Here is a 10,170-nt window from a genome sequence, read left to right as displayed (position 1 = left end):
TTTGCGCCCACCGGAGACGGACTGCTAAAAGGCTCCGGTCGGTCGATTCAGGGGCTGCACATGCGCGATGCGCTGGAGCGTCTGGATACGCTCTATCCTGGCATGATTCTGAAGTTCGGCGGCCATGCAATGGCGGCAGGGCTCTCGCTGGAAGAGGCGCGCTTTGATGAGTTTCAGCAGCGCTTTGGCGAGCTGGTTACCGAGTGGCTCGACCCCGCGCTATTGCAAGGGGAAGTGGTCTCTGACGGTCCTCTGGCGGCGGCTGAAATGAGCATGGAAGTTGCTCAAATGCTGCGTGACGCGGGCCCCTGGGGGCAAATGTTCCCCGAACCGCTGTTCGATGGCCGTTTTCGCATTTTACAGCAGCGCCTGGTCGGCGAGCGTCACCTGAAGGTCATGGTTGAACCCGTTGGCGGCGGCCCGCTGCTGGACGGTATTGCGTTTAATGTCGATACTGCCATTTGGCCGGATCCCGGCGTTCGCGAAGTTCAGCTTGCCTATAAGCTTGATATCAATGAGTTCCGCGGGAACCGCAGCCTGCAGTTGATCATTGACCACCTCTGGCCAAATTGACAACAGTGTATTAATGAGGGCGCGAATCCGGTAGAATTCCGCTCTTATCACCGCATTTTGACGAATCCATTAAAAGAAACCGATCATGTTTGAAATAAATCCGGTAAAAAACCGCATTCAGGACCTCACGGAGCGCTCCGACGTTCTCAGGGGGTATCTTTGACTATGATGCTAAGAAAGAGCGTCTCGAAGAAGTAAACGCCGAGCTGGAGCAGCCGGACGTCTGGAACGAACCCGAGCGCGCACAGGCGCTGGGCAAAGAACGTTCCTCTCTGGAAGCCATCGTGGAAACGCTTGATCAGATGTCCCAGGGCCTGGAAGACGTTTCCGGTCTGCTGGAGCTGGCCGTTGAAGCCGATGACGAAGAGACTTTCAACGAAGCCGTTGCCGAACTTGACGTGCTGGAAGAGAAGTTGGCGCAACTGGAGTTTCGCCGCATGTTCTCCGGTGAATATGACAGCGCCGATTGTTACCTTGATATCCAGGCCGGTTCCGGTGGTACAGAAGCGCAGGATTGGGCCAGCATGCTGACGCGTATGTATCTGCGCTGGGCTGAAGCGCGTGGCTTCAAAACCGAAATTATTGAAGAATCTGAAGGCGAAGTGGCGGGCATTAAGTCCGTGACTATCAAGATTATCGGCGATTACGCCTACGGCTGGTTGCGTACCGAAACCGGCGTGCATCGCCTGGTGCGTAAGAGCCCGTTCGATTCGGGCGGCCGCCGCCACACTTCTTTCAGCTCTGCGTTTGTTTACCCGGAAGTGGATGACGATATTGATATCGAAATCAACCCGGCGGATCTGCGTATCGACGTTTACCGCGCATCCGGCGCGGGCGGTCAGCACGTTAACCGTACGGAATCCGCAGTGCGTATCACCCACATTCCGACCGGCTTAGTGACGCAGTGCCAGAACGACCGTTCACAGCACAAGAACAAAGACCAGGCCATGAAGCAGATGAAAGCGAAGCTTTATGAGCTGGAAATGCAGAAGAAAAATGCCGAGAAGCAGGCGATGGAAGATACCAAGTCCGACATCGGCTGGGGCAGCCAGATCCGCTCTTACGTGCTGGATGACTCCCGCATTAAAGATCTGCGCACCGGGGTGGAAACCCGCAACACTCAGGCGGTGCTGGACGGCAGCCTGGATCAATTTATCGAAGCAAGTTTGAAAGCAGGGTTATGAGGAACCAACATGTCTGAACAACAAGCACAGGGCGCTGACGCGGCAATTGACCTTAATAATGAACTGAAAGCCCGTCGTGAAAAGCTGGCTGCACTGCGTGAGCAGGGTATCCCGTTCCCGAATGATTTCCGTCGTGACCACACCTCTGACCAACTGCACGCTGACTTCGATGCGAAAGAAAACGAAGAGCTGGAAGCGCTGAATGTTGAAGTCGCCGTTGCTGGCCGCATGATGACCCGTCGTATTATGGGTAAAGCTTCCTTCGTTACGCTGCAGGACGTTGGCGGCCGCATTCAGCTGTACGTTGCGCGTGACGATCTGGCGGAAGGCGTCTACAACGAGCAGTTCAAGAAATGGGACCTCGGGGACATCATCGCTGCACGCGGTAAGTTGTTCAAAACCAAGACCGGTGAACTCTCTATCCACTGCACCGAGCTGCGTCTGCTGACCAAAGCCCTGCGCCCGCTTCCGGACAAATTCCACGGCCTGCAGGATCAGGAAGCGCGTTATCGTCAGCGCTATCTGGACCTGATCTCCAATGATGAATCTCGCAACACCTTTAAAGTTCGTTCGCAGATCCTGGCTGGCATTCGTCAGTTCATGGTCGGCCGCGGCTTTATGGAAGTTGAAACCCCGATGATGCAGGTGATCCCTGGCGGCGCTTCCGCCCGTCCATTTATCACCCATCACAACGCACTAGACCTCGACATGTACCTGCGTATCGCGCCGGAACTGTACCTGAAACGTCTGGTGGTTGGTGGTTTTGAGCGTGTGTTCGAAATCAACCGTAACTTCCGTAACGAAGGCATCTCCGTTCGCCATAACCCAGAGTTCACCATGATGGAACTCTATATGGCGTATGCGGATTATAAAGATCTGATTGAGCTGACCGAATCTCTGTTCCGCACTCTGGCACAGGACGTTCTGGGCCACACTGAAGTGCCTTACGGCGATCAGACCTTCGACTTCGGCAAGCCGTTTGAAAAACTGACCATGCGCGAAGCGATTAAGAAATATCGTCCGGAAACCGAGATGGCGGACCTGGATAACTTCGATTCCGCGAAAGCCATTGCTGAATCTATCGGCGTTCACGTTGAGAAGAGCTGGGGCCTGGGCCGTATCGTGACCGAGATCTTCGAAGAAGTGGCGGAAGCGCACTTGATTCAGCCGACTTTCATTACTGAATATCCGGCAGAAGTCTCTCCGCTGGCGCGTCGTAACGACGAGAACCCGGAAATCACCGACCGCTTTGAGTTCTTCATCGGCGGGCGCGAAATCGGTAACGGTTTCAGCGAGCTGAACGATGCCGAAGACCAGGCGCAGCGCTTCCTGGATCAGGTAAACGCGAAAGCCGCCGGTGATGACGAAGCGATGTTCTATGACGAAGACTACGTGACCGCGCTGGAGCACGGCCTGCCGCCGACCGCAGGTCTCGGTATCGGTATTGACCGTATGGTCATGCTGTTTACCAACAGCCACACCATCCGCGACGTGATCCTGTTCCCGGCGATGCGTCCGGTAAAATAAGCATTACCGTAATAAACGAAACCCCAGCAGAGCTGGGGTTTTTTATGCCTGACGGCTAAAATTTATCAATGCGTTACGCGCATTATCGTCCGAAGCCTGCATCACCATCCACGGGCTGAAAGCCCACGGCGTGGCACGGATCCCGCTGAAAACATCTTCAAGATTGCACCACTGGAAATCCATCACTTCATCAGGATTTATCTGTAGCGGGCTGGCTCTTCGGGCGGCATACACCGGGCAGACTTCATTTTCGACAATACCGTTTGGCGCTACGGCCCGATAACGAAATTCAGGATAAACAGGCGTTATGTTGTGGATATCGACGCCCAGCTCAAAGCGGCAGCGGCGCGCAACGGCCTGCTCAAACGTTTCGCCCGTTTGCGGGTGCCCGCAAACCGAGTTAGTCCACACTCCGGGCCAGGCTTTTTTGCCAAGCGAACGTCGGGTGACCAACAGTTGGTTTTTTTCATTGAACAACCAACAGGAAAACGCGAGGTGCAGTGGGGTGTCGAGGGTGTGAGCGGTATACTTCTCCAGCATACCTGAAGGCTTATCTTGCTCATCCAGCAAGATGACATGTTCCTGTCGCATAGTGTCCACCAAGAATCTTAAGCACTCGCTATTATAAGCCTTAATGCGACGGAATAATTAACACTTCGGACTATTTAACCGATAGGGGGAAGCAGTCCCGTAACAGAAACGGAACTGCTTGAAGTGAGATGCTTAAAAAAGCAGCAGAAAGTGAAACCGGCTTTCAATGCCTAACGCAATACCGTCAGAAACGGCAGGGATCGCCATCAGCATCAGTAAGAAAAGGCTAATAATACAGCGCAGTAAGATATTCATATCACTCCTCCCGCTGGCTCTTTTTTAGCTTTCGCAGCAGCAACCACATGCGTACCGTGCGGACTTTTCTACCCGAGGATGCCGTTTCTTGTGCCAGTTCGGTATGGTGGCGATAACCATTAAAGAAGAGGTTAAGCACCACGGCGCTTATGGTGGCCAGCATAATACCGCTATGCAGCAGCGGCTGTAGCACTGCGGGCAGTTTAGAAAAGAAATCGTGCGACAACGTTGGCGTCATCCCAACGCCGAGACTGATCGCCACAATATAGAGGTTGTAGCGATTGGTGGTGTAGTTGCAGCGTGACAGAATACGAATCCCCGTGGCCAGCACCATGCCAAACATCACCAGGCCGGCTCCGCCCAGTACAAACTGGGGGATCGATGCCACCAGCACCGCCATTTTTGGCACCATGCCAAACAGAATCAAAATAACCCCAGAGGCAATACACACCCAGCGGCTGTATACCCGGCTCACGCTGACCAGTCCGACGTTTTGCGAAAATGACGTATGGGGAAAGCTGTTAAATAAGCCGCCAATCAAGGAGCCCACACCATCAACGCGCAGTCCGCGGATAATATCCTGCGAAGACAGTTTGCGACCGACAATCTCCCCGAGGGCGAGGAACATGCCCATCGATTCGATAAAGACGATGATCAACACCGCTGTCATGGTCAGAATCGATACCGGATCAAACACCGGCATGCCGAAGGCCATTGGCGTGACGATGGCAAACCACGAGGCGTCCTGTAGACCGGAGAGGTTAACCTCATTCATCATCCACGACAGCGCAAAGCCGAAAATAATGCCTAATAATACGGCGACGTTAGACAGAAAGCCTTTGGCAAAGCGGGTGATTAATAAGATAAAAACGAGCACGGCAAATGAAATACCCAAATAAACCGGGTCGCCGTACTGCGGATTCCCTTTTCCGCCTGCGGCCCAGTCGATGCCGACCTGGATAATGCTCAGGCCGATAGAGGTAATCACCACACCGGTAACCAGCGGAGGAAACAGCGGAATTAAGCGCCCGATAAGCGGTGCCAGTAAGGTGGTGATGATGCCTGCGGCAATGGTCGCGCCAAAAATCCCCAGCAGGCCAATATTCGGATTCATCCCGATGGCGATCATCGGCGTCACGGCAGCAAACGTCACCGACATAATCACCGGCAGACGAATGCCCATAAAGCGACCGATCCCAATGCATTGCAGTAGCGTAACCACGCCGCAGCAAAACAGATCGGAGCTAATCAGCAGCGCGACGGCCTCTTTATTCAGCCCGAGCCGGTCGCCGATCATCAGCGGCACCGCCACTGCGCCCGCGTACATCACCAGCACATGCTGTAGCCCGAGGACGACCAGCTTTCCCGGCGATAAGATGCGGTCAACCTCGTCGATCGTGCCGCCGGGTTCGGCGGGAGGTGGAAGTTGAGAATCTATGGCGCTCATGCGTCTTTCTCCTTGAACCCGGCACGCGCCAAATCGGTTACCGGGTAGTAAAATGGTGAACCTTCGCACATCACATCTGGCGCTTAAATCGCCCATCCTCCGGCATAGAATGCCACCAGGGCGAGGGTGATAATTACGGTGCCGATATTCAGCTTTTGCCACTCGCGAGCGAAGACGCGCCCGACAACCAGGGTGACAAAACCCAACATAATGCCGGTGACGATATTGCAGGTCAGTACGATAAACACCGCGCAGACCAGCCCGGACATCGCATCAATAAAGTCATCAAAATCAAGCTTCGAGACGTTACTTAGCATCAATAACCCCACGTACATCAGCGCGGGCGCGGTGGCGTAGCCGGGGATCAAATACGACAGCGGCGATAAAAACAGAATTAACAGGAACAGGAGGCCAACGATGGTCGCCGTCAGGCCGGTTTTCCCTCCGGCGGCGGTTCCTGCGGCGGATTCGATATATACCGCTGCAGGGGCGGCACCGACCAGGCCGGAAAATACGGAGCTAATGGAGTCGCTGGTCAGCGCTTTGCCGCCGTTGATAATCTGGTTGTCTTTATCCAGCAGATTTGCCTGCCCGGCCACGGCGCGGATAGTGCCGGTGGCGTCGAATACGGCGGTCATTACCAGAGCCAGAACGCTGGGAAGTACGGTGGGCTGTAGCGCCCCCATGATATCGAGACTAAAAATCAGTGATTTGCCATCTTCGCCGCTCAGGCTGGGCATCGCGACCAGGCCGTGATACTGAACGGCGGGATCGAAAATCAGGCCGATAATTGAAATGGCAATAATGACCAGCAGGATCCCGCCGGGGATGCGATTTTTTTCCAGACCAAAAATCACCGCCAGACCCAACAGACTCATGATCACTGGAAAGGAAGTAAACGAACCGAGCGCGACCGGCAGCCCTTCCAGTGGATTTTTTATCACCATGCCGACACCGTTCGCTGCAATGAGCAGCAGAAACAGCCCAATACCGATGCCGGTACCGTGAGCGATACCCATCGGCAAGTTACGCAAGATCCAGGTGCGCACCCCGGTGACCGAAATGGCGGTGAAAATCACCCCCATCAAAAAGACCGCGCCCAATGCGACAGGAATACTGATGTGCTGCCCCAGCACCAGGCTAAAGGCGGTAAAGGCGGTCAGGGAAATGGCGCAGCCGATGGCCATTGGCAGGTTTGCCCACAACCCCATCAGCAGTGAACCGAAACCCGCAACCAGGCAGGTGGCGACAAACACGGCGGCAGGTGGGAAACCCGCTTTTCCCAACATGCCGGGCACCACAATGACCGAATAGACCATTGCCAGAAAGGTGGTGAGTCCCGCCAGTACTTCCTGGCGAACCGTACTACCGCGAGCCGAAATTTTGAAATAAGCGTCCAGCGCACCGCGGGGCTGCGATGCATCCGGAGTAGGCAGAGTATCTCCAGACATAGTCATGTCCTCAGCAGAATAGAAGGGTTTCGTCAGGTGCGCTCATACACCAGGCGGCCGTCAATATAGGTACGATAAATAGAACGATCGTCACCCAGCGTCATCATCACGAACAGTTTGTCGACCAGGGACACCGAGTTGTCGTAGCGCAACTGCTGCAACGGCGTCGCCGTCGGCTCCAGCACCACAAAGTCGGCCTCTTTGCCCGGTGTGAAATTACCAATCAGGTGGTCAAGCCCCAGCGCTTTCGCGCCGCCGAGAGTCGCCAGGTAGAACGCCTCATAGGCCGAGAGCCGATAGCCTTGCAACTGCACCACTTTGTAGGCTTCGTTTAGCGTTTGCAGCATGTTGAAGGTGGTGCCTGCGCCGATGTCGGTGCCCAGCCCGACCTTGATTTTCTTCCGCCAGGCTTTTTGCAAATTGAACAGCCCGCTGCCGAGGTACAGGTTCGAGGTGGGACAAAAAGCGATGCTGGAGTCGGTTTCGCTCAGGCGATCCCACTCTTTCTCTTCCAGATGTACGCAGTGGGCGAAAACGCAGTTTTTACCGGTCAAACCATACTGGTGATAGACGTCAAGGTAGCCATCATGATCGGGATAGAGCTCTTTGACCCAGGCAATTTCATCTTTGTTTTCACACAGATGCGTATGTACCCAGGTGTCGGGATACTCCTGGCGCAGACGTTGCGCCATCGCCAGCTGTTGCGGCGTTGAGGTTGGGGCGAAGCGCGGGGTGATGGCATACAGCAGGCGACCATTTTTGTGCCAGCGTTCAATCAGCGCTTTGCTTTGCTGGTAGCTGCTTTCGGCATCATCCAGCAGATACTCTGGCGCGTTGCGATCCATCATCACTTTGCCCGCAATCATGCGCATGTTGATATGGCTGGCGGCTTCAAACAGGGCGTCTACTGATTGCGGATGCACAGTGCCGAAGACCAGCGCGGTGGTGGTGCCGTTACGCAACAGCTGCTTGAGGAAAAAAGAGGACATCTCGCGCGCATATTCCAGGTCCTGATAGCGCCGCTCGGTGGGGAAGGTGTGCTTATTCAGCCACTCCAACAGCTGCTCGCCATAGGCGCCAACCATCTCGCTCTGCGGGTAGTGAATATGGGTATCAACAAATCCCGGAATCACCAGCTTGCCGCGATAATCTCGGACCCGAATGGCCTCTGGAACCCGATGTTTTCCCTTTTCCCATTCGCCAAACCATTCGACTTTGCCCTCGCGAATCAACAGCAATCCATCCTCGATAAACCGCAGCGCCGATTCGAGCTCCTCGGGATGTTCGATGGTGCGCGTGATATCGATAAAGCTACCACGCACGGCTTTTAGCGTGTGTTCTCCTGACATGTGAACTCCTTACAGTTAATCAGCTTCTTCCAATGAATCGGCTGCGGGCAAGACGTCCTCTTGCCGATAGCCGCCCGGAAGAATGATATTCAACAGGATTGCGGTCAGTCCGCCTGCGCAGATGGGGTTTTCCACCAGCACATAAATTGAGGCGGGTAAGATTTTGAAGATTTCCGGATCGTAAGAGACGCCAAGCCCCAGCCCGAGAGAGGTGGCGACGATCAGCGTTTCACGGCGCTTCAGGCCGTTGGAAATAATGATGCGGATCCCGGCGATAGCGATCATCGAGAACATCAGCGTCATCGCACCGCCCAGTACCGCCGAGGGGATGGTGGTGAAGAAGCCGCCGATGGTCGGGAACAGGCCGAGGATCACCAGCATGACGGCGATGGTGCGCCCGATATAGCGCGAGGCGACGCCGGTCATCTGGATAACCCCGTTGTTTTGCGCAAAAGTGGTGAGCGGCAGGGAGCCAAGCGCGGAGGCGATGACCGAGACCAGTCCGTCCGCCAGCACGCCGCCTTTCAGGCGCGACTGGTACTCATCACCCTGGATGGGGCGTCTCGACACCATCGCCGTAGCGGTGATATCGCCAACCGCTTCCAGCACGCTCAGCAGGTAAATGGTGCCGACGACCAGAAAGTGATGCAGGCTGAAATGAAAACCGTATTTAAAGGGGATCGGGATAGTCACCAGCGGCAGGTTTTTCATGCCGCTGAAATCGACCATTCCCAGACACAGCGACACTACGTAGCCCACGCCCAGGCCGATGGCGATCCCGCCCATGCGCAGCAGCGGGCTACGACAACAGTTGAAGCCAATCACCACCATCAACACCAATAAACCCACGCCGAGGTTCTCGTAATTACCGTAGGTGCCACTGCTCTTTGCCGCGAAGCCGCCGCCAAAATCAATAATGCCGACTTTAATCAGGCTCAGGCCAATCATCAGCACCACAATACCGCTGACGGTAGGTGTAATGACCCGGCGCAGATAGGGGAGGATAAAAGAGGAGCCGACCACCAGAAACGCGCCGACAAACGACACGCCGAGCAGCGAGGACATTATCAGCTCTTCATGAAAACCGTCGCTTTTCATACTGCTGCCAAGCGCGATCATCACGGTGACAAACGAGAAATTCACCGACTGTATCGACAGTAATCCGGAGCCGACGATGCCGTAGCGGTTCACCTGTAGCCAGGTGCCGATCCCGGAGGCGATCATCGCCATCGAAACCAGATAGGCGGTGGTTTCCGCAGAGAGTTGTAGCGTTGCCCCTACGATCAGGGCGGGGGTGACCATGGGAACGAAAATGGCCAACAGATGGGTAATCGCTCCCACAATCGTCTGGTGAAAAGGAGGACGATCCTCCAGTTCATAAATCAGATCGGAACCTGTGCGGTTTATATCAGACATCCCTTTACTCCCTCTATTTGGGTATAAGCAAATTTGATCATCTGAATCAGTGAAATTAAATTCTGCGAATTTTGGGCACAGGAGGCCCTGAGAAAGACGGTTCTCAATCCACAGATGGCATTTAATAATGATTGAATCACTTAGCCAGGCCGTCTCCCCGAAATGAGGAACCGGCCGGTTTTCTCCCTCAGAGAGGGGCGTTTCTTTCCCGGCTCGCGCTACAGGCCTGTGCGGTTTTGGTAGCCCGGGCAAGGCGCTTTGCGCCGCCCCCGGGAGGAAGACCACAGAATCTTCCCGGAGGCGATGCTGCGCATCTGTCCGGGCTACAAGCCTTCAGTCGTCTGCGTTTCCGTAGCCCGGGCAAGGCGCTTTGCGCC

9 protein-coding genes are annotated in these 10,170 nt (G+C 55.1%); 3 read left to right on the top strand and 6 right to left on the bottom strand.

What is annotated here, in order from left to right:
• From QVF11_RS17175 to lysS, 3 genes are all read left to right on the top strand, one after another.
• Positions 1 to 573 (top strand): DHHA1 domain-containing protein (locus tag QVF11_RS17175; RefSeq protein ID WP_287858394.1); only part of this gene is annotated, 573 nt, incomplete at its 5' end.
• Between the two features lie 85 nt (positions 574 to 658).
• Positions 659 to 1,757, top strand: a protein-coding gene (gene prfB, locus QVF11_RS17170; protein ID WP_112216523.1) for a peptide chain release factor 2 whose coding sequence is annotated in 2 segments (ribosomal slippage) — positions 659 to 733 and positions 735 to 1,757 — 1,098 coding nt in all. Because the reading frame shifts where the segments join, the coding sequence is not laid out codon by codon here.
• 9 nt (positions 1,758 to 1,766) lie between these two features.
• Entirely contained in the window at positions 1,767 to 3,284 is a 1,518-nt protein-coding gene (gene lysS, locus QVF11_RS17165) for a lysine--tRNA ligase (protein ID WP_110276696.1), read from the top strand.
• Between the two features lie 42 nt (positions 3,285 to 3,326).
• Here the strand turns inward: lysS and idi are convergent, their stop codons facing one another.
• From idi to QVF11_RS17135, 6 genes are all read right to left on the bottom strand, one after another.
• Entirely contained in the window at positions 3,327 to 3,875 is a 549-nt protein-coding gene (gene idi / locus QVF11_RS17160) for an isopentenyl-diphosphate Delta-isomerase (protein WP_287858392.1), read from the bottom strand.
• Positions 3,876 to 4,007: 132 nt separating this feature from the next.
• Positions 4,008 to 4,130 (bottom strand): hypothetical protein, encoded by a 123-nt coding sequence (locus QVF11_RS17155; protein WP_227015978.1) that lies wholly within the window; start codon positions 4,128 to 4,130, stop codon positions 4,008 to 4,010.
• Position 4,131: 1 nt separating this feature from the next.
• The gene (locus tag QVF11_RS17150) at positions 4,132 to 5,577 is read right to left on the bottom strand and encodes a nucleobase:cation symporter-2 family protein (RefSeq protein WP_287858390.1); all 1,446 of its coding nucleotides are present in this window, start codon (positions 5,575 to 5,577) and stop codon (positions 4,132 to 4,134) included.
• A gap of 83 nt (positions 5,578 to 5,660) precedes the next feature.
• Positions 5,661 to 7,028: a guanine/hypoxanthine transporter GhxQ gene (gene ghxQ, locus QVF11_RS17145; protein WP_287858388.1), complete on the bottom strand. Its 1,368-nt coding sequence runs from the start codon at positions 7,026 to 7,028 to the stop codon at positions 5,661 to 5,663.
• Positions 7,029 to 7,060: 32 nt separating this feature from the next.
• Entirely contained in the window at positions 7,061 to 8,377 is a 1,317-nt protein-coding gene (guaD, locus tag QVF11_RS17140) for a guanine deaminase (protein WP_112216520.1), read from the bottom strand.
• A gap of 15 nt (positions 8,378 to 8,392) precedes the next feature.
• Positions 8,393 to 9,793, bottom strand: coding sequence for a nucleobase:cation symporter-2 family protein (locus QVF11_RS17135; RefSeq protein ID WP_112216519.1), 1,401 nt, complete (start codon positions 9,791 to 9,793; stop codon positions 8,393 to 8,395).
• Between the last annotated feature and the right edge of the window lie 377 nt (positions 9,794 to 10,170).

This window comes from Klebsiella sp. (genome assembly GCF_027492335.1).
Taxonomy (GTDB): Bacteria; Pseudomonadota; Gammaproteobacteria; order Enterobacterales; family Enterobacteriaceae; genus Klebsiella; species Klebsiella huaxiensis.
The sequence above is the reverse complement of the archived record's forward strand: the minus strand, read 5'-3'. Positions and strand labels throughout refer to the sequence as shown.